This is a genomic window from Brevundimonas aurantiaca, assembly GCF_014199955.1.
Taxonomy (GTDB): domain Bacteria; phylum Pseudomonadota; class Alphaproteobacteria; order Caulobacterales; family Caulobacteraceae; genus Brevundimonas; species Brevundimonas aurantiaca.
In genome coordinates this window covers 332,738-349,155 of sequence record NZ_JACHOQ010000003.1, presented here as the reverse complement: position 1 = coordinate 349,155, position 16,418 = coordinate 332,738, and the positions used below count along the sequence as shown (strand labels likewise).

19 protein-coding genes are annotated in these 16,418 nt (G+C 68.8%); 13 read left to right on the top strand and 6 right to left on the bottom strand.

Annotated features, from left to right (window positions below):
- Nucleotides 1-43: 43 nt before the first annotated feature.
- From grxC to GGQ93_RS09155, 6 genes are read left to right on the top strand one after another with little or no spacing between them, the layout of a single operon-like run.
- Entirely contained in the window at nt 44-301 is a 258-nt protein-coding gene (gene grxC / locus GGQ93_RS09180) for a glutaredoxin 3 (RefSeq protein WP_054764297.1), read from the top strand.
- Between the two features lie 4 nt (nt 302-305).
- Nucleotides 306-1,145 carry a carbon-nitrogen hydrolase family protein gene (locus tag GGQ93_RS09175; RefSeq protein WP_183216554.1) on the top strand — a complete coding sequence of 280 codons (840 nt, stop codon included), beginning with the start codon at nt 306-308 and terminating at the stop codon, nt 1,143-1,145.
- A gap of 18 nt (nt 1,146-1,163) precedes the next feature.
- The gene (locus GGQ93_RS09170; RefSeq protein ID WP_182713721.1) at nt 1,164-1,598 is read left to right on the top strand and encodes a DUF1178 family protein; all 435 of its coding nucleotides are present in this window, start codon (nt 1,164-1,166) and stop codon (nt 1,596-1,598) included.
- Between the two features lies 1 nt (nt 1,599).
- Entirely contained in the window at nt 1,600-2,424 is an 825-nt protein-coding gene (locus tag GGQ93_RS16420) for an AraC family transcriptional regulator (protein WP_183216552.1), read from the top strand.
- A gap of 33 nt (nt 2,425-2,457) precedes the next feature.
- A complete protein-coding gene (locus GGQ93_RS09160; RefSeq protein WP_183216549.1) occupies nt 2,458-2,928 on the top strand; it encodes a DUF6265 family protein in 471 nt (156 codons plus the stop codon).
- Nucleotides 2,883-3,416 (top strand): GNAT family N-acetyltransferase, encoded by a 534-nt coding sequence (locus GGQ93_RS09155; protein WP_224764300.1) that lies wholly within the window; start codon nt 2,883-2,885, stop codon nt 3,414-3,416. Before GGQ93_RS09160 ends, GGQ93_RS09155 begins: the two co-directional genes overlap by 46 nt.
- Here GGQ93_RS09155 and GGQ93_RS09150 read toward each other — a convergent pair.
- Nucleotides 3,413-3,724, bottom strand: a complete 312-nt coding sequence (locus GGQ93_RS09150) for a UrcA family protein (RefSeq protein ID WP_183216547.1) — start codon at nt 3,722-3,724, stop codon at nt 3,413-3,415. The genes GGQ93_RS09155 and GGQ93_RS09150 overlap by 4 nt on opposite strands.
- 222 nt (nt 3,725-3,946) lie before the next feature.
- On the opposite strand from GGQ93_RS09150, the gene typA reads away from it, so the two are divergent.
- The 5 genes from typA to GGQ93_RS09125 all read left to right on the top strand — a co-directional run bounded on the left by typA (nt 3,947) and on the right by GGQ93_RS09125 (nt 11,786).
- On the top strand, nt 3,947-5,779 hold the full coding sequence (typA, locus tag GGQ93_RS09145) for a translational GTPase TypA (protein ID WP_183216545.1): 1,833 nt from the start codon (nt 3,947-3,949) through the stop codon (nt 5,777-5,779).
- A 44-nt stretch (nt 5,780-5,823) separates the two neighbouring features.
- Complete coding sequence (gene glnD / locus GGQ93_RS09140) at nt 5,824-8,526, top strand: [protein-PII] uridylyltransferase (protein ID WP_183216544.1); 2,703 nt, start codon at nt 5,824-5,826, stop codon at nt 8,524-8,526.
- 36 nt (nt 8,527-8,562) lie between these two features.
- The gene (murJ, locus tag GGQ93_RS09135; RefSeq protein ID WP_183216542.1) at nt 8,563-10,158 is read left to right on the top strand and encodes a murein biosynthesis integral membrane protein MurJ; all 1,596 of its coding nucleotides are present in this window, start codon (nt 8,563-8,565) and stop codon (nt 10,156-10,158) included.
- 123 nt (nt 10,159-10,281) lie between these two features.
- Nucleotides 10,282-11,322 (top strand): tryptophan--tRNA ligase, encoded by a 1,041-nt coding sequence (gene trpS, locus GGQ93_RS09130; RefSeq protein ID WP_183216540.1) that lies wholly within the window; start codon nt 10,282-10,284, stop codon nt 11,320-11,322.
- Complete coding sequence (locus tag GGQ93_RS09125; protein ID WP_054764308.1) at nt 11,322-11,786, top strand: OsmC family protein; 465 nt, start codon at nt 11,322-11,324, stop codon at nt 11,784-11,786. Before trpS ends, GGQ93_RS09125 begins: the two co-directional genes overlap by 1 nt.
- Before the next feature lies 1 nt (nt 11,787).
- Here GGQ93_RS09125 and GGQ93_RS16270 read toward each other — a convergent pair whose 3' ends face one another.
- Genes GGQ93_RS16270 through GGQ93_RS09110 form a run of 4 tightly spaced genes read right to left on the bottom strand, consistent with a single transcriptional unit; the run spans nt 11,788 to nt 14,188 of the window.
- The gene (locus GGQ93_RS16270) at nt 11,788-11,916 is read right to left on the bottom strand and encodes a hypothetical protein (protein WP_260171187.1); all 129 of its coding nucleotides are present in this window, start codon (nt 11,914-11,916) and stop codon (nt 11,788-11,790) included.
- Between the two features lie 58 nt (nt 11,917-11,974).
- A complete protein-coding gene (locus GGQ93_RS09120) occupies nt 11,975-12,925 on the bottom strand; it encodes an NAD(P)/FAD-dependent oxidoreductase (RefSeq protein WP_224764299.1) in 951 nt (316 codons plus the stop codon).
- The gene (locus GGQ93_RS09115; RefSeq protein WP_183216538.1) at nt 12,926-13,381 is read right to left on the bottom strand and encodes an Rrf2 family transcriptional regulator; all 456 of its coding nucleotides are present in this window, start codon (nt 13,379-13,381) and stop codon (nt 12,926-12,928) included. It abuts the gene before it with no gap.
- A gap of 57 nt (nt 13,382-13,438) precedes the next feature.
- Nucleotides 13,439-14,188: a dienelactone hydrolase family protein gene (locus tag GGQ93_RS09110; RefSeq protein ID WP_183216536.1), complete on the bottom strand. Its 750-nt coding sequence runs from the start codon at nt 14,186-14,188 to the stop codon at nt 13,439-13,441.
- A 108-nt stretch (nt 14,189-14,296) separates the two neighbouring features.
- On the opposite strand from GGQ93_RS09110, the gene GGQ93_RS09105 reads away from it, so the two are divergent.
- Complete coding sequence (locus GGQ93_RS09105) at nt 14,297-14,935, top strand: PadR family transcriptional regulator (protein ID WP_183216534.1); 639 nt, start codon at nt 14,297-14,299, stop codon at nt 14,933-14,935.
- Nucleotides 14,932-15,741: a siderophore-interacting protein gene (locus GGQ93_RS09100; RefSeq protein ID WP_183216532.1), complete on the top strand. Its 810-nt coding sequence runs from the start codon at nt 14,932-14,934 to the stop codon at nt 15,739-15,741. The genes GGQ93_RS09105 and GGQ93_RS09100 overlap by 4 nt, the downstream gene beginning before the upstream one ends.
- Here GGQ93_RS09100 and GGQ93_RS09095 read toward each other — a convergent pair.
- On the bottom strand, nt 15,728-16,351 hold the full coding sequence (locus GGQ93_RS09095; protein WP_183216530.1) for an alpha-ketoglutarate-dependent dioxygenase AlkB: 624 nt from the start codon (nt 16,349-16,351) through the stop codon (nt 15,728-15,730). The two genes, GGQ93_RS09100 and GGQ93_RS09095, sit on opposite strands and share 14 nt — an antisense overlap.
- Nucleotides 16,352-16,418: the final 67 nt, after the last annotated feature.

The window sequence follows — 16,418 nt, the reverse complement described above, 5'->3', positions numbered from 1 at the left end:
GCGGCTCGCTGCTTGAGGGACATGCTTAATCTGGAGTTCTGATTTGGCCGACGTCGTCATCTACACCAAGCCCGGCTGCCCCTATTGCTACAGCGCCATGGCGCTTCTGAAGAAGAAGGGAGTCGATTATCATGAGATCGTCGCCTCCAACGACCCCGACAAGAAGGCCGAGATGGTCGAGAAGTCGGGCGGGCGCATGACCTTCCCCCAGATCTTCATCGACGGTCAGCACGTCGGCGGCTCGGACGACATCCACGCCCTGGACCGCGACGGCAAGCTCGACCCGCTTCTGACGGCCTGATGCGATGAGCGGCGGGCTCGACATCGCCCTGATCCAGACCCGCACGCCGGCGACGGCCGAGGCGGCCCTGGCCCATGTCGAGCCCCTGATCCGCGAGGCGGCGGCGGGCGGGGCGAAATTCGTCCTGACGCCGGAAGGGACCAATGTCCTGGAACAGCGCCGCGACCGACGCGACGCCGCGATCAAGGATGAAGAGGCCGACGTCGCCGTCCTGGGTCTGCGCCGTCTGGCGGCGGAACTGGGGATCTGGCTTCTGATCGGCTCGGCCCTCGTTCGGTCCGGCCAAACGGGCGATGGGCGAGCGGCCAACCGGTCGCTGCTGGTCGATCCGGCGGGCGCGATCACGGCCCGGTACGACAAGCTGCACGTCTTCGACGTCGAACTGCCCAATGGCGAAAAATATTGCGAAAGCGCCACAGTGCGGCCCGGCGACGGGGCGGCGGTCGCCGACACGCCCTGGGGCCGGCTGGGTCTGACCATCTGCTACGACATCCGCTTCCCCCACCTGCACCGCCAGCTGGCCAAGGCCGGGGCGTCGATGATCGCCGTGCCCGCCGCCTTTACGGTTCCGACCGGAGAAGCCCATTGGGAGGTGCTGCTGCGGGCCCGGGCCATCGAAACCGGCGCCTTCGTCCTGGCCCCGGCCCAGGGCGGCCTGCATGAGGACGGTCGCCGCACCTGGGGCCGCTCGACGGTCGTGGGCCCCTGGGGCGAGATTCTGGCCAAGGCGGATCACGACGACCCTTGCGTTCTCACGGCCAAGCTGGACATGGAGGCGGCGGCCAAGGCCCGAACGGCCGTGCCCGCTCTGACCCACGATCGTGACTTTCTGCCCGCCCGCTGATTCAGCCCCTGACCACCCATGATCCGATACGCTCTCAACTGCGATCAGGCCCACGGTTTCGAAGCCTGGTTCGGCTCGTCCGCCGACTATGACGACCAGGCCGCGCGCGGTCTGGTCGAATGCCCCTTCTGCGGCTCGCGTTCGGTGCAGAAGGCGATCATGGCCCCGGCGGTCAGCGGCACGCGCAAGTCAGACGCGGCCCCCGAGATCGCGGCCCGGATGCAGACCATGATGATGGAGGCCGCGCGCGAGGTGCGCGCCCATGTCGAGGCGAACTTCGACTATGTCGGCGACGCCTTCGCCCGCGAGGCCCGCGACATCCATGAAGGCCGGTCCGAAAAGCGCGAGATCTACGGCGAGGCCACGCCCGCCGAGGTGAAGAAGCTGAAGGAGGACGGCGTCCCGGTCGCCCCCCTGCCCGCCCCGCCGCCGGACCCCTCCAAGGTCAACTGAGGTGACCTCGGGGGAGGAGCGGTATCAGGAGTTCGCGCCGCCAGCGGCCCTGCGGCCCTTCGTCCGCGTGATCTGGACCTACGCCGCCCCCGATCCCAGTCCAACCGTCCAGCGCATCGCGCCTGACGGCTGCCCCGAACTGGTGTTCGACCTCGGCGCCCCCTACGCCGAACAGGGCGAGGACGGTGCTTTCCACCTGCAGCCCCCGGCCCTGTTCGCCGGACAGATGACCTGTCCCCTGGCCATGAAGCCGACCGGTCCCATCGAACTGGTGTCCGTCCGGTTCGAACCGGACGGGGCGCGTGACTTTCTGGGTCGACCGCTGGTCGAGGCGACCGACAGACGGCTGGACATGGTCGAACGCCTCATCGGGTTCGATCCGCCGCCGGGCGATCCGACGGGCCAGGCGGAGGCCTTCGTCGCCTGGCTGACCCGCCAGAAGCAGCACGGGGACTGGACGATCGACCCGATCGTTCGCCCAGAGATCGATGAGGCGGCCGCCGAGCGGCCCGCGCCGCCTCGGTCGTCGGGGGCGCAACGGGCGCTTCAGCGGCGCTTCGCCGACCGGGTCGGTGTCTCGCCCCGCCTGCTGCGTTCGATTTTCCGCTTTCGCCGGGTGTTCGACCACGCCGCGCAGCCGGACGGCGAGGCTCAGAGCTGGCTCGAAGCGGGGCTTGAGGCCGGCTATTTCGACCAGCCGCAGATGGCGCGCGACTTCCGGCGCTTCCTGGGCTGCACCGCCACGGAATGGGCGCGGGAGCAGCACGCCCTGGCCCGAGCCATAGCGTCGCAAACCTACAAGCCGTCCAGCCCGCACGCCGCCTAGCCTGTCGACGTCGACCGGAGAGGAAAACCGACCATGCTGACCCCGCTGCTTCTCGCCGCCGCCCTTCAGACCGGGCCGGACCTGCGTCCCGATCTGGGCTGGATGGCCGGCTACTGGCTGTCCTGCGAACCGGGCCGCGAAGTGTCCGAAACCTGGACCGATCCGCGCCTGAAGCTGATGCTGGGAACCTCGCTGACCGTTCGCGGCGGACGGGCGGGGTGGGAGCTGTCGCGCATCGCTCCGGTCGATCCGACCCCGGCCGCGCCCCTGGCCTATTTCGCCCAGCCGGAGGGCCAGCCTGCCGCCGTCTTTCCGGTGGTCGCCTCCGGACCGAGCCGGGTGGTGTTCGAACAGGCGGCCGACGACGACTTTCCAAAACGGGTCGTCTATGAACGCGACGGCGACATCCTGAACGCCCGGATCGAAGGCGTGCTGGACGGCCAGGAGAGGATTATTCGATGGCGTTTCCAGAAGGCGGAGCTGAACGCGCGCTGCCCCAGCTAGTCTGGCGTCCGATGCGGCCGAGCGACATCGACGCCGTGGTCGAGATCGCCCGTCTGTCCTTCCCCGATCATTTCGAGGCGCGGGCCTGTTTCGAGAACCGGCTGGCCCTTTATCCGCGCGGCTGTTTCGTACTGACGGACGGGGACGCCCCCGCGCAGGGGTATCTGATCGCCTATCCCTGGCGGGCCGACGGGGCGCCGCCCTTGAACACGGTGATCGAAGGCCTGCCGACGGACCCGGCCGTCCTCTATCTACACGACTTGGCCCTGCACCCCGAGACGCGGGGCGGCGGGCTGACCCGCGCCGTGATCGAGCGTCTGGCGGAACAGGCGACGGAGGACGGATGGCCCGCCGTCGCCCTGGTCGCCGTCAACGACGCCGTCGCCTTCTGGTCCCGCCACGGCTTCGTCGAGCAGACGGCGCCGGGCATTGCCGCCAAACTGGCCAGCTACGGCCCAGACGCCCGCTATATGGTCCGTCGTCTCTAAAACTGGTTCAGCAGACGACGCCCGCCGGCCTTGACGAAAAGGCGGCGTTCGGAAGCAGGCAGCTGATAATAGGCGCGGCGCCGCATTTCCCGCTCGCACACCTGCGGCAGCCCCAGGTCGCCGGGCGTCAGAACCGCCCGATGCTGGGCGCACCAGTCTCGGCTGGCCGTCTGAATTCGATCGGCCAGAACCGCTGCGTCCCCCGTCCGGCCCATGCTCAGCCCCTTGGCGTCCACGCGCATGTCCGGCGCGCCGCCGGGCGCCAGAACGGCCGCCGCCAGCATCAATCCCATTAAGCCCGTCATCATCGTCTCCCTTGTCCAAACGGTCACGCCGTCGAGGGGTAGAGGAGTGGGCTCGACCGCGCGGATGCGGCGTCGGGAATGAAATATCGGTAAGGCGGCGGCAGGCGGCGAAACGCCCGCTCTGGTCTTTCCGTCCACATGGCTGTAAGAGGCGCGCGCTCCCTGCATGCCTTTTCATGACCAGCGGCCGCCCGCATCTCGGCCGCGCCTTTTCGCGATTATCAAATGAACCTGCGCAACGTCGCCATCATCGCCCACGTCGACCACGGCAAGACGACCCTGGTGGACCAACTTCTGGCCCAGTCCGGCGTCTTCCGAGCCAATGAGGCGACGACCGAGCGCGCCATGGACTCCAACGACCAGGAAAAGGAACGCGGCATCACCATCCTGGCCAAGTGCACCTCGGTGCTCTGGAACGGCGAGGCCGGTGAAACCCGGATAAACATCATCGACACCCCCGGCCACGCCGACTTCGGCGGCGAGGTGGAGCGGATCCTGGGCATGGTGGACGGCTGCGTCCTGCTGGTCGACGCCGAGGAAGGCGTCATGCCCCAGACCAAGTTCGTGCTGACCAAGGCGCTGAAGATGGGCCTGCGCCCCATCCTCTGCATCAACAAGGTCGACCGCGCCCACGCCGATCCGGACCGGGTTCACAACGAGACCTTCGACCTGTTCGCCGCCATCGGCGCGACCGACGAACAGCTGGACTTCCCCCACATCTACGCCTCGGGCCGCAACGGCTGGGCCACGCTGGACCTGAACCAGCCGAACGACAATCTGGCGCCCCTGTTCGACCTGATCGTCCGCCACGTCCCGCCGCCCAAGCAGCAGCAGAACGTCGACAAGCCGTTCCAAATTCTGAACGTCCTGATCGAATCCGACCCCTTCCTGGGCCGTCTGCTGACGGGCCGGATCGAGAGCGGCAAGGCCGTGCCCGGCATGGCCATCAAGGCTCTGGACCGCGACGGCAAGGAGATCGAGCGCGGCCGCATCACCAAGGTCCTGGCCTTCCGCGGCCTGAAGCGTCAGCCGCTGGACGAAGGCTCCGAGGCCGGCGACATCGTCGCCATCGCGGGCATGTCCAAGGCGACCGTGGCCGACACCCTGTGCGCCATGGAGGTGACCGAAGCCCTTCCCGCCCAGCCGATCGACCCGCCGACCATCTCCATGACCGTCTCGGTCAACGACAGCCCCCTGGCCGGTCGCGAGGGCGACAAGGTCCAGTCGCGCGTCATCCGCGACCGCCTGCTGAAGGAGGCCGAGGCCAATGTCGCCATCCGCGTCACCACCACCGAAGGCGGCGACGCCTATGAGGTGGCCGGCCGCGGCGAACTGCAGCTGGGCGTTCTGATCGAGAACATGCGCCGCGAGGGTTTCGAACTGTCGATCTCGCGTCCGCGCGTGGTCTTCCAGGAAGGTCCGAACGGCGAGAAGATGGAGCCGATCGAGGACGTCATGATCGACGTCGACGACGAGTTCTCGGGCATCGTCATCGAGAAGCTGTCGGCCCGTAAGGCCGAAATGACCGACATGGGCCCGTCGGGCGCGGGCAAGACCCGTATCCAGCTGAAGTGCCCGTCGCGCTCGCTGATCGGCTATCAGGGCGAATTCCTGACCGATACGCGCGGTTCGGGCGTGCTGAACCGGGTGTTCAGCCACTATGAGCCGCACAAGGGCGCCATCGCCGGCCGTCTGAAGGGCGTGCTGATCTCGAACTCCGACGGCGAAACCGCCGCCTTCGCCCTGTGGAACCTGGAAGACCGCGGCGTCATGTTCGTCGGCGCCGGCGAAAAGACCTACCAGGGCATGATCATCGGCGAGAACGCGCGCTGGGACGACCTGGACGTCAACCCGATCAAGGGCAAGCAGCTGACCAACGTCCGCGCCGCCGGCAAGGACGAGGCCGTGCGCCTGACCCCTGCGCGCCAGATGTCGCTGGAACAGGCCATCGCCTATATCGACGACGACGAGCTGGTCGAGGTGACGCCGAAGTCCATTCGTCTGCGCAAACAGGTGCTGAACCCGTCGTTCCGCAAGAAGCGCGTTCGCCCCGAATAATCCTTCACTGACGCATAGGGGTTCGGCGCCTATATGGGCCGGACATGACCCTCGTTCCGCCCAGTCTGGATGACCGCCTTGACGAGGCCGCCCGCGCGAAAGACCCGCGCGCGGCGGTCTCTGTCGTTCTGCGCGAAGCCTATGACGTCGCCCGCGCTCGCGCCGAGCGCAAGCTGGACGGCGGAATGAAGGGGCGGGAAGTCGCCCGCCTCTACGCCAGGGCCGCCGACGACATGCTGTCGGCCCTGTGGCGCGTGGCGACCGAGGTCCTGTTCCCGGTTTCCCCGGTCGAGAGCGAACGCCTGTCCCTGGTGGCCGTGGGCGGTTACGGCCGGGGCGTGCTGGCCCCCTATTCCGACCTGGACCTGTTGTTCCTGCGGCCCGCCAAGGCGACGCCGCGCGGGGGCACGGTGATCGAATTCGTCCTTTATGTTCTGTGGGATCTGGGCATCAAGGTCGGGCCATCCGTGCGGTCGGTGGAGGAATGCCTCAGCCTGTCGCGCACGGACATGACGGTGCGGACCACCCTCTTGGAGGCGCGCCATCTGGCGGGGGACGCGCGCCTGTCCGAGCTGATGATCGGCCGGTTCCGCGACATGGTGGCCAAGGCCGACCCCCGTCCCTTCATCGCCGCCAAGCTGGAGGAACGCGCCGCCCGGCACCAGAAGGCCGGCGTGACCCGTTACAAGGTCGAGCCGAACGTCAAGGACGGCAAGGGAGGCTTGCGCGACCTCAACACCCTGTACTGGATCGCCCGATCCCTGGCGCCGGACAGCCGACTGGGCGCGGCGGTGATGGACGAACTGTTCACCCCGCGCGAACGCCGGACGTCCGACGACGCCTTCGACTTCCTGTGGCGGGTGCGGATCCATCTGCATCTGGTCGCCGGGCGGGCGGAGGAGAAGCTGACCTTCGACATGCAGCCCGAGGTCGCCCGGCGCATGGGCTGGCAGGGCCGGGGCGACGAGCCGGCGGTCGAGCGGTTCATGCGGCGCTATTTCCTCTACGCCCGTGACGTCGGCGCCCTGACGCGGGCCATGTCGGCCAAGCTGGAGGCGCGGCACCAGAAGACGGCCCAGGGTCTGTCGCGCCTGATCGCCTTTCGACCCAGTCGCCGAAAACTGGACATCGAGGGCTTCTGGATCGACCAAGGGCGGCTGTCGGTCGAGGACGCCTCGGTGTTCGAACGCGATCCGGTCAAGCTGTTGACCCTGTTCGTCTGCGCCGACCGGCACGATCTGGACCTGCACCCCGACGCCTTCTCCGCCGTGACCCGCTCCCTGTCGCTGGTGACGCCCCGTCTGCGACGCGATCCGGTGGCGTCGCGGGCCTTCCTCGACGTCCTGGCGCATGGTCAGAGGCCCTATCGCACCCTGACCATCATGAACGAGACGGGGCTGCTGGGGCGGTTCCTGCCGGAATGGGGGCGGATCGTCGGCCAGACCCAGTTCAACATGTACCACGCCTATACGGTGGACGAGCACACCCTCCAGGCCATCGGCGTCATCAACGACATCGCCCGGGGCAAGTTGAAGGCCGACCACCCGATGGCCAGCGAGATCGTGCACCTGATCTCGGACATGGAAGCCCTGATGCTGGGCATGCTGCTGCACGACGTCGGCAAGGGGGGCGAGCGCGGCCAGCTGGAGGACGGGGCCATCGCCGCGCGCCGGGCCTGCGAGCGACTGGGCGTCGATCCGCGCCGCATCGAACTGGTGGTCTGGCTGGTGCGCAGCCACCTGGCCCTGTCCGACTACGCCCAGAAGCGCGACCTGTCCGATCCGGGCACCATCCGCGCCTTCGCCGAACTGGTGGGCGATCCGGAGCGGCTGCGGATGCTGCTGGTCCTGACCGTGGCCGACATCCGCGCCGTTGGGCCGGGGGTCTGGAACGGCTGGAAGGGCCAGCTGATGCGGACCCTCTATGACCAGGTCGCCGCCCTGTTCCGGGGCGAAGACGTGGCGCGAGCGGACCCGCTGGCGGCCCATCCGGCCCTGGTGGAGCGGGCGCGCCAGACCGGCGCCGCCGCCCGGGCCGCCCCCCTGACGCCGGTGGAGGGCCTGCCGGTCCAGGCCACGGAAATCTCCATCGCCGCCCTGGACCGGCCCGGCCTGTTCGCCGACCTGGCCCAGACCATGGCCGCCCTGGGCGCCGACGTCACGGACGCCCGGGTGGCGACCACGGACGAGGGAGTGGTGCTGGACGTCTTTCGGGTTCAGGACGGGGCGGGCCTGCCCTACGGCCAGGCCGAGCCGCGCCGGCTGAACGCCCTGATCGAGGCGCTGGAGAAGGCCGCGCGCGGCGAGGGCCGCATCGGCAAGGCGCCCGCCCCCGCCGGCAACGCCAGAAAGGCCGCCTTCGAGGTCCGGCCCGTGGTCATGGTCGATCACCACGCCAGCGAGACCGCCACCGTGGTCGAGGTCTCGGGCGCCGACCGGCCCGGCCTGCTTGCGGCCCTGTCGCGGGTCTTCAGCGACGAAGGGCTGAACATCCGCTCGGCCCATGTCGCCTCCTATGGCGAGCGGGCGGTGGACAGCTTCTATGTGGTCGATCGCAAGGGTCGGAAGATCACCTCGGAACAGCGGGTCGCCGAACTGCGCGCGGCCCTGGAAGCGGTACTGGACAGCCGCGCCCCGGCGCCGGAGGGCCGCAAGGTCGCCTCGGCCCGCGCCAGCGCGCGCGACGTCTCCGAACTGGGGCGGCGGACCCGCGCCAAATCCGTATCGCCGCCGACGGAAGCGCGCTAAGCCTCGCCTTTCTCCAGCCTTCCTCCCCCGGTCCGCATGAGCCTCGCCCGCAACACCCTGGTTCAGTCCAGCCTGACCCTGGGCAGTCGAATTCTGGGATTTGTCCGCGACATGGCGCTGGCGGCGCGCTTCGGCCAGGGGCCGATGATGGACGCCTTCACCACGGCCTTGATGCTGCCCAACATGTTCCGCCGCCTGTTCGCCGAGGGCGCCTTCGCCCAGGCCTTTGTCCCCGTCTACGGCGGGGTCCGGGCGCGCGAGGGCGAAGAGGCCGCCGCCGTCACCGCATCCGAGGCGCTCAGCTTCATGCTGGCGGTGGTCGCCGGCTTCTGCATCCTGCTTCAGGTGGTGATGCCCTGGATCATGCCCTGGCTGCTGTCGGCCTATCAGGGTCGACCCGAGGTGCTGCGCGCCGCTGTGATCGCGACCCAGCTGGCCATGCCCTATCTGGCCTGTATGACCGCGGCCTCGCTGCTGTCAGGGGTGTTGAACACCGGCGGACGGTTTGCGCTGTCGGCCGCCGTACCGGTGTTTCTGAACCTGTGCACCCTGGCCGCCCTGCTGCCGCCGATGTTCCTGCCGATCCCGCAGGAGACCGTGCTGCTGATGGTGACGGCTGCGGTGACGGTGTCAGGCGTCATTCAGGCGGGCCTCTTGTGGTGGGGCGTGCGGCGGCTGGGCGTGCGACTCAGGATCGGCCTGCCCCGGATCACGCCCAATGTCCGCCACACCCTGGCTCTGGCCGTGCCCGGCGCCCTGGCGGGAGGCGCCCTGCAGATCAACTCCCTGGTGTCGCAGTTCCTGACCGGATCGGACGAAGGCGCGCGGTCGGTGCTCTATAACGCCGACCGGCTGTACCAGCTTCCCCTAGGTCTGGTCGGGGTCGCCATCGGCCTCGCTTTGGTGCCGCGCCTGACCAAGGCCTTCGTCTCCGGGGATCACGTGGGCGGGCAGAAGACGCTGGATGACGGGATCAACCTGGCCATGGCCTTCACCCTGCCGGCCGCCGTGGCCCTGTTCGTCATCCCCTTCTTCATCATCGACGCCACGGTGACGCGCGGCGCCTTCACCAGCGCCGACGCCGCCCGAACCGCCGATGTGCTGCGCCAATTCGCCTGGGGCGTGCCGGCCTTCGTCCTGGCCAAGGTTCTGACCCCGCCCTTCTTCGCGCGCCAGGACACGCGCCGGCCGATGATCTTCGCGGTGGTCAGCGTGGTCATCACCGTCATCCTGGGCTCGGGCCTGTTCTTCTGGTTCAGCGCCCAGGGCTGGGACGGGGTGCTGGGCCTGGCGATCGCCACCAGCGTCTCGGCCTGGATCAATGTCGGCCTGTTGGCCGGGGTTCTGGTTCGCGAGAACAGCTGGCGGCCGTCGCCGGCCTTCGTTTCCAGACTCTCCCGCGTCCTGGGCGCGAGCGCGGTCATGGCCGGCCTGCTGCTGCTGGCGGGGATCAACTACGGACTGCTCAGCCGTTTGTTTCTGGCCAAGGAGATCGCCGTGCTGGTGGTCTGCGGCCTGGGCGCGGGCGTCTATGGCGTCTGTCTTCTGGCCTTCCGCGCCGTCACCGTGGCGGAGCTGAAGGCGACCCTGCGCCGCGAGCCCGGCGGTTCGGCCGCCTCCGGTCTGGACTGAACCTCTTCGAGGCGATAAGCGCGAGCCATGATCCTTTCGGGCCTGATCTCCACCTGGCGATGGCGCGGCTGAACCGCCGCCCCCTTCGTCACGCCTGATTCCGACTTTCCGAGACCCGACCCCATGACCGATCAAACCCCTCCGGCCCTCTACACCGGCCCGCGCCGTATCCTGTCCGGCATCCAGGCCTCCGGCGCCCTGCACCTGGGCAACTATCTGGGCGCCCTGAAGCGGTTCGTCGAACTGCAGGACCAGGGCGCGCCGGTCTTCGTCTTCGTCGCCGACCTGCATGCGATCACCGTCTGGCAGGAGCCCGAGAAGCTGGCGGCCCAGACGCGCGAGATCGCCGCCGCCTATCTGGCCTCGGGTCTGGACCCGGCCCGGTCGATCATCTTCCCGCAATCGGCCGTGCGCGCCCATGCCGAACTGGCCTGGATCTTCAACTGCGTCGCCCGCCTCGGCTGGCTGGACCGGATGACCCAGTTCAAGGAGAAGTCGGGCAAGCACAAGGAGCGGGCCTCGGTCGGCCTCTATACCTACCCCGTGCTCCAGGCCGCCGACATCCTGCTGTACAAGGCCACGGAAGTGCCGGTCGGCGAGGACCAGAAGCAGCATCTGGAGCTGACCCGCGACATCGCCGCCAAGTTCAACAACGACTTCGGCGCGCCCGGCTTCTTCCCCCTGCCCGAACCGGTGATCCAGGGGCCGGCGACGCGCGTCATGTCCCTGCGCGACGGGGCGGCCAAGATGTCCAAGTCGGACCCGTCCGACAACAGCCGGATCAATCTGACCGACGACGCCGACACGATCGCGTCCAAGATCCGCAAGGCCAAGACCGATCCCGAGCCCTTGCCGGAAACCCTGGACGGGCTGAACGACCGACCGGAGGCCAAGAATCTGGTGGCCATCTACGCCGCCCTGGCCGGGCTGACGCGCGAACAGGTGATCGAACAGTTCGGCGGCCAGGGTTTCGGCGCCTTCAAGCCGGCTCTTGCGGATCTCGCCGTCTCGGCCCTGGCGCCGGTCACGGCCGAGATGCGCCGGCTGATGGACGATCCCGTAGAGATCGACCGGGTGCTGAAGGCCGGGGCCGAGCGCGCCGCCGAGATCGCCGATCCGGTGGTGGAAGAGGTCAAGAAGATCGTCGGCTTCTGGAGGACGTGATGGGCAAGTACGAGGCGAAGGTCGCCTGGAGCCGGGGGGACCAGCCCTTCCTCGACAAGCGTTACAGCCGCGCCCATTCCTGGACCTTCGACGGCGGGACGGTCGTGCCGGGGTCGTCGGCGCCGGCCAGCGTGCCCCTGCCGATGTCCGATCCTTCCGCCGTCGATCCCGAAGAGGCGATGATCGCCTCCCTGTCCAGCTGCCACATGCTGTGGTTCCTGGCCTTCGCCGCCAACGCCGGCTTGGTGGTCGACACCTATGTCGACGAGGCTTTCGGCAAGATGGGCAAGAACGACCAAGGGCGCGGCTATATCGCCGAAGTGACCTTGAACCCATGCACCAGTTTCACGGGTCGCGTGCCGACGCAGGACGAGTTGGACGCCTTGCACCACCAGGCCCACGACCATTGCGAAATGGCCCATTCCGTACGCGCGACGATCACGACGATCGCGACGATCGGCTGACCTAGCCGTTCAGCGCCATTGCCATGAAGACCGGCGCGCCGAGAATGCCGACCGCCCCGACGAGCGCAACAAGGCCGCCCAGAACGAGCAGCCCTTTGAGCGCGATGGATGTCTTGGCGGAAACTTGCATGCGCACAACCTAGCCTGATCAGACTCGCGCGGAAGGCGACATGTTGTCGCCGCGCCAATCAGGCCACGCGCTGCGTCTCCTCCTCCACCAGCGAGCGGAACAGGGCGTGGCCGGCGATCATGCCGTCCGAGGTCGCCAGGGTGATGTTGGACGCGGCCCGCGCCAGGTCGCCGGCGGCGAAGACGCCCGGCTGGGTCGTCTGCTGCATCCCGTCCACCTTGATCACCCGGCCCATGGGCGTGTCGGTCATTTCGCACCCCAGGCGCTCGGCGAAAGGATTGCCGACCTGGATCTGGGCTCCGACGAAGAGGGCCTTCAACGCCACAAACCGCCCGTCGGCCAGGCGCGCGCCCGTCAGGGTGGGGGCGTCCCCCTCCAGCCGCTCTATGGGCGTGGTTTCGATGGTCACGCCGCGCCGGTACAGCAGATGGGCGTCCTCGGGCGACAGTCCGACCTCCAGCCCCATGAACAGGGTGACCTGGCCCCACTCCGCTACAGTGGCTGCGTACTGGACCGCATGGTCGCCGCGCCCCAGCACCCCGATCGGGCCGAGGCCGATCTCATAGCCGTGGCACCAGGGACAATGGAGCGCCGTCCGGCCCCAGCGTTCCTTGACGCCCGGAATGTCCGGCAGCACGTCCTCGACCCCGTGCGACAGCAGCAGACGACGGCCGCAGGTCCGCGTCCCGTCAGCGAAGACGACCGAAAAGCCGCCGTCGATCCGCTCGACCTCGACCGCCTCAGCCATGCGGAAGGCGACGGTCGGATAGGCGGCCACTTGGGCGCGGGCGGCGGCGGCGATCTCGGCCCCCGGCCTGCCGTCCTGGCTCAAAAACCCGTGGGCGCGCGCGGCGAACCTGTTGCGCGGCTTTCCGTCGTCAATGACCAGCACCCGACGACGGGCGCGGACCAGTTGCTGGGCGGCGGACAGGCCGGCGTAGGAGCCGCCCAGGATCAGGGCGTCGTGCGGCATGGGCTCACTCGGGACGATGGAGGTTGAGATGGGCATTCAGCAGATCCTTTTTGGGTGGTCGGCCATTCGGCGCGCGAAGTCCGCCGCCAGATCGGCCAGGGTGATCTCGTTCAGCCGTGCGACCAGCAGGGCGCGGGCCTCGGCGTAGGTCTCGGCCAGGGCGTCGTTGACCGCCGCCTCGACCAGACAGCCGTCGGCCTCGACCGGCGGGGTTTCGGGAAACAGACCGGGCTCGCCCAGGGCCGTATTGACCTGGCCAAGGGTGACCTGATCCAGGGGCCGGGCCAGCCGCCAGCCGCCGCCACGCCCCTTTTCCGAGACCACCAGCCCCTGTTCGCGCAGACCCGCCATGGTCCGGCGCACCACGACTGGATGGGTCGACAGGCAGACAGCCAGCTGATCCGACGTCATGGACGCGCCGGTCCTCGCCTCGTACTCGGCCATGTGCAGCAGGGCGTGGAGAATGTTGGAGAGGCGGGAGTCCCTTTTCATGTAACTTCAATTGTTACGTGATGGGCCCGACGTCAAGACGGGAGCTGGGAGTATTTTTCAGACGTGCGGCGCGACGTCGGTCAGGAAGGCGCGGAAGCGGCGCAGGGATTCCTCGGTCAGGTCCGGGTCGTGGCGCATCGGGCCGTTGTTGGTCGGTTCGTCGAAGGCGTGGGTGCCGGGGGCGACCCAACTTTCGACCTCGGCGCCGCAGTCGCGGATCATGGCGTTGACCAGTTCGGCGTTGCGCACCGTGGTCAGATGGTCGCGTTTGCAGGTGACGGCCAGCACCCGGGGGCAATGCCGCCACGGCTTCATCCGGTTGAAGGCGAAGGGCCCGATATAGGGGTAGGCCAGCCAGACGGCGCGAACACCCGACAGGTCGGCCGCCCCGGGGTCGGCCACGCCCAGGGTGTTGGGCGCAGGATCGGCGCTCATCATCTCCATGATCGACCAGCCGCCGTGGCTCCATCCGGCCAGGGCCAGCCGGGTCGCGTCCACGTCCGGTCGGGCCGAAATCCCCTGGATCGCCGCCAGGACGTCGCCCGCCCGCTCATAGCCCCGGAAGGCCAGGCCGGTGCAGACCGCCGTCAGGGTGAAGGCCCGGCCCCAGCCGCGCGGCCCGTAGGAATCGATGGTGAAGGCGCGCCAGCCGGCCGCCTTGGCCGCCTCCGCATAGCGGGGCAGGTGTTCGCGCAGACCGCCGCAGCCGTGGAACAGCAGGACCGCCGGGCGGGGCCGGTCGTCGTCGGGCCCGACGACGGTCAGGTGGGGTTCGAGGCGGGCCCAGCGGCGTTTCAGATCGTCCATCCTGGACATACGCCGCAGCGGCGCGCCGAAAACCAGCCCCCCTTGCGGATTTCGATATTTCGATATATCTGAAAACTCATGAATAGATATATCGAAAAGGAAGCGATGATGAGGACCACGGGGATGTTCTACGGCCGCAACGGATGCGGCGAAAAACACGGCCGTCACGGCTTCGGCCACGGCTTCGGAATGGGGTTGGGGCGAGGCATGCGCGGCGGACGCGGCGCGGGCTTCGGTCCGGGCTGGGGCGGCGAAGGGCGAGGGCGCGGCCATGGGCCCGGACGCCACGGCGGCGGCCGCCTGTTCGATCATGGAACCCTGCGCTGGGTTCTGCTGTCGCTGATCGCGGAAAAGCCCAGCCACGGCTATGAGTTGATCAAGGCGGTCGAGACGAAACTGGGCGGCGCCTATTCGCCCAGCCCCGGCGTCATCTATCCCAGCCTGACCCTGCTGGAGGAAATGGGCGCGCTGGACTCCGAGGCCCAGGGCGGCAAGAAACTCTATTCGATCACCGAGGCCGGGCGCGCCCTGCTGGCCGAGAACGAGGCGATCCTGCGCGCCGCCGAGGCGACGATGGACAAGTTCGCCGCCCGCGCCCTCAGGCCGACCGCCATCCAGGACGCCATCGGCCGCCTGCGCCACACGATTCACGGCCGTCTGACGGGCGAGACCGCCCTGACCGAGGCCCAGATTCAGGCCATCGCCGCCATACTGAACGAGGCCGCCGACAAGGTGGAACAGGCATGACCGGGCTCTTGCGCATCCCGCGTCGCGTGCGGCACGAACTGAAGTTCCGCACCCTGGCCGTCGCCTCGATCGAGGATCTGACGCCGACCTATCGCCGCATCGTGCTGGAAGGCGCGGATCTGGACGGCTTCGTCTCCCTGGGCTTCGACGACCATGTGAAGATCTTCCCGGTCGCCGAGGGTCAGGCGCCGGTCCTGCCGACGCTCGGGCCGGACGGTCCAGTCTTCGCCGAGCCGCGCCCGGTGATGCGCGACTACACCCCCCGCGCCTATGACGCCGCCGCCCGTCGCCTGACCCTGGACTTCGTCACCGGCCACGGCGGTCCGGCGACCGAATGGGCCATGGCGGCGAAGACCGGCTCGGTCCTGGGCGTGGGGGGGCCGCGCGGCTCCTTCATCGTCCCCACCGCCTATGCCGATCATGTGCTGATCGGCGACGAGACCGCCCTTCCGGCCATCGCCCGCCGTCTGGAGGAACTGCCGGCCGGCGCGCGCGCCCATGTGGTGGTCGAGGTCTCGGATATGGAATCGACATGGACCTTCGACAGCGCCGCCGAGGTCGCCGTCACCTGGGCGATCCGCGACGGCGCCCCTCGGGGCCGGCCCGACGCCTTGCTGACGGCGGCGGATCGGGCCCTGACCGAGGTGGATCGCAAGGACGCCTATGTCTGGATCGCCGCCGAATCCGCCGTGGCCAAGGCCCTGCGCGCACGCGTGCTGGCGCTCGGCTTTTCGGCCAAGTCCGTGAAGGCGGCAGGCTATTGGCGCCTCGGCGGCGCCGGCGCCCACGAGGTCATCGAGGATTGATCCCCGCCACGCGCAGGGTCAGATTCAGCCGTCCCCCGCCCGGGATCAGGCGCGACGAGCCCGCCAGGACGCGGTCGACCCCGTGCCGGGCCAGTCGCGCCGGCCCGGTCAGGGCGCAGACGTCGCCGCTGTCCAGCCGCAGCGTCGCAGTGCGACCGCCCTCGACCGCCCCGATACGGAACAGGGCCGCCTCGCCCAGCGACACCGAAAGAACCGGAGCCGTCAGGTCCGCCTCGTCCCTGTCCTGGTGCAGGCCCATCTTCGCCCCCTCGCGGTACAGATTGACCAGACAGGCGTCCGGCTGCTGAGGCCCGCCGACGGTCGCCCGCCACAAGTCGAGCAGCACCGGCGGAATATCCGGCCAGACCCGCCCGGTCTGCGGGTGTGTCGGCTGATAGCGATAGCCGCTGCGGTCCGAGACCCAGCCCAGCGGCCCGAAATTGCTCATCTGCACCGAAAACGGCCGCCCGCCAGGGGTGATCGGCCGATAAAGGGGCGCAGCCTCCAGACGCGCGAACACGGCATCGACCAGATCGGCCTGGGCCGGACCGTCCAGGGCGCCGGGCCACAGGCGGAAGCCTTGAACGGCGGTTTGGACCTCTGAAATCATGCTGAAACCGGGGACATGGCCTCATCCTGCGGGAAAACCGGGGCCGGCGCATCGCTGAATCGCAGAA

Excerpts from the sequence above, each read along its gene's own strand:
- GGQ93_RS09150 (WP_183216547.1), bottom strand. The coding sequence starts at position 3,724 with ATGATGACGGGCTTAATGGGATTGATGCTGGCGGCGGCCGTTCTGGCG.
- GGQ93_RS09100 (WP_183216532.1), top strand. The coding sequence starts at position 14,932 with ATGACCGGGCTCTTGCGCATCCCGCGTCGCGTGCGGCACGAACTGAAG.
- GGQ93_RS09105 (WP_183216534.1), top strand. The coding sequence starts at position 14,297 with ATGAGGACCACGGGGATGTTCTACGGCCGCAACGGATGCGGCGAAAAA.
- glnD (WP_183216544.1), top strand. The coding sequence starts at position 5,824 with ATGACCCTCGTTCCGCCCAGTCTGGATGACCGCCTTGACGAGGCCGCC.
- GGQ93_RS09155 (WP_224764300.1), top strand. The coding sequence starts at position 2,883 with ATGGCGTTTCCAGAAGGCGGAGCTGAACGCGCGCTGCCCCAGCTAGTC.
- GGQ93_RS09095 (WP_183216530.1), bottom strand. The coding sequence starts at position 16,351 with ATGATTTCAGAGGTCCAAACCGCCGTTCAAGGCTTCCGCCTGTGGCCC.
- trpS (WP_183216540.1), top strand. The coding sequence starts at position 10,282 with ATGACCGATCAAACCCCTCCGGCCCTCTACACCGGCCCGCGCCGTATC.
- GGQ93_RS09170 (WP_182713721.1), top strand. The coding sequence starts at position 1,164 with ATGATCCGATACGCTCTCAACTGCGATCAGGCCCACGGTTTCGAAGCC.
- GGQ93_RS09160 (WP_183216549.1), top strand. The coding sequence starts at position 2,458 with ATGCTGACCCCGCTGCTTCTCGCCGCCGCCCTTCAGACCGGGCCGGAC.
- GGQ93_RS09120 (WP_224764299.1), bottom strand. The coding sequence starts at position 12,925 with ATGCCCATCTCAACCTCCATCGTCCCGAGTGAGCCCATGCCGCACGAC.
- GGQ93_RS09125 (WP_054764308.1), top strand. The coding sequence starts at position 11,322 with ATGGGCAAGTACGAGGCGAAGGTCGCCTGGAGCCGGGGGGACCAGCCC.
- murJ (WP_183216542.1), top strand. The coding sequence starts at position 8,563 with ATGAGCCTCGCCCGCAACACCCTGGTTCAGTCCAGCCTGACCCTGGGC.
- GGQ93_RS09175 (WP_183216554.1), top strand. The coding sequence starts at position 306 with ATGAGCGGCGGGCTCGACATCGCCCTGATCCAGACCCGCACGCCGGCG.
- typA (WP_183216545.1), top strand. The coding sequence starts at position 3,947 with ATGAACCTGCGCAACGTCGCCATCATCGCCCACGTCGACCACGGCAAG.
- GGQ93_RS16270 (WP_260171187.1), bottom strand. The coding sequence starts at position 11,916 with ATGCAAGTTTCCGCCAAGACATCCATCGCGCTCAAAGGGCTGCTCGTT.
- GGQ93_RS09115 (WP_183216538.1), bottom strand. The coding sequence starts at position 13,381 with ATGAAAAGGGACTCCCGCCTCTCCAACATTCTCCACGCCCTGCTGCAC.
- GGQ93_RS09110 (WP_183216536.1), bottom strand. The coding sequence starts at position 14,188 with ATGGACGATCTGAAACGCCGCTGGGCCCGCCTCGAACCCCACCTGACC.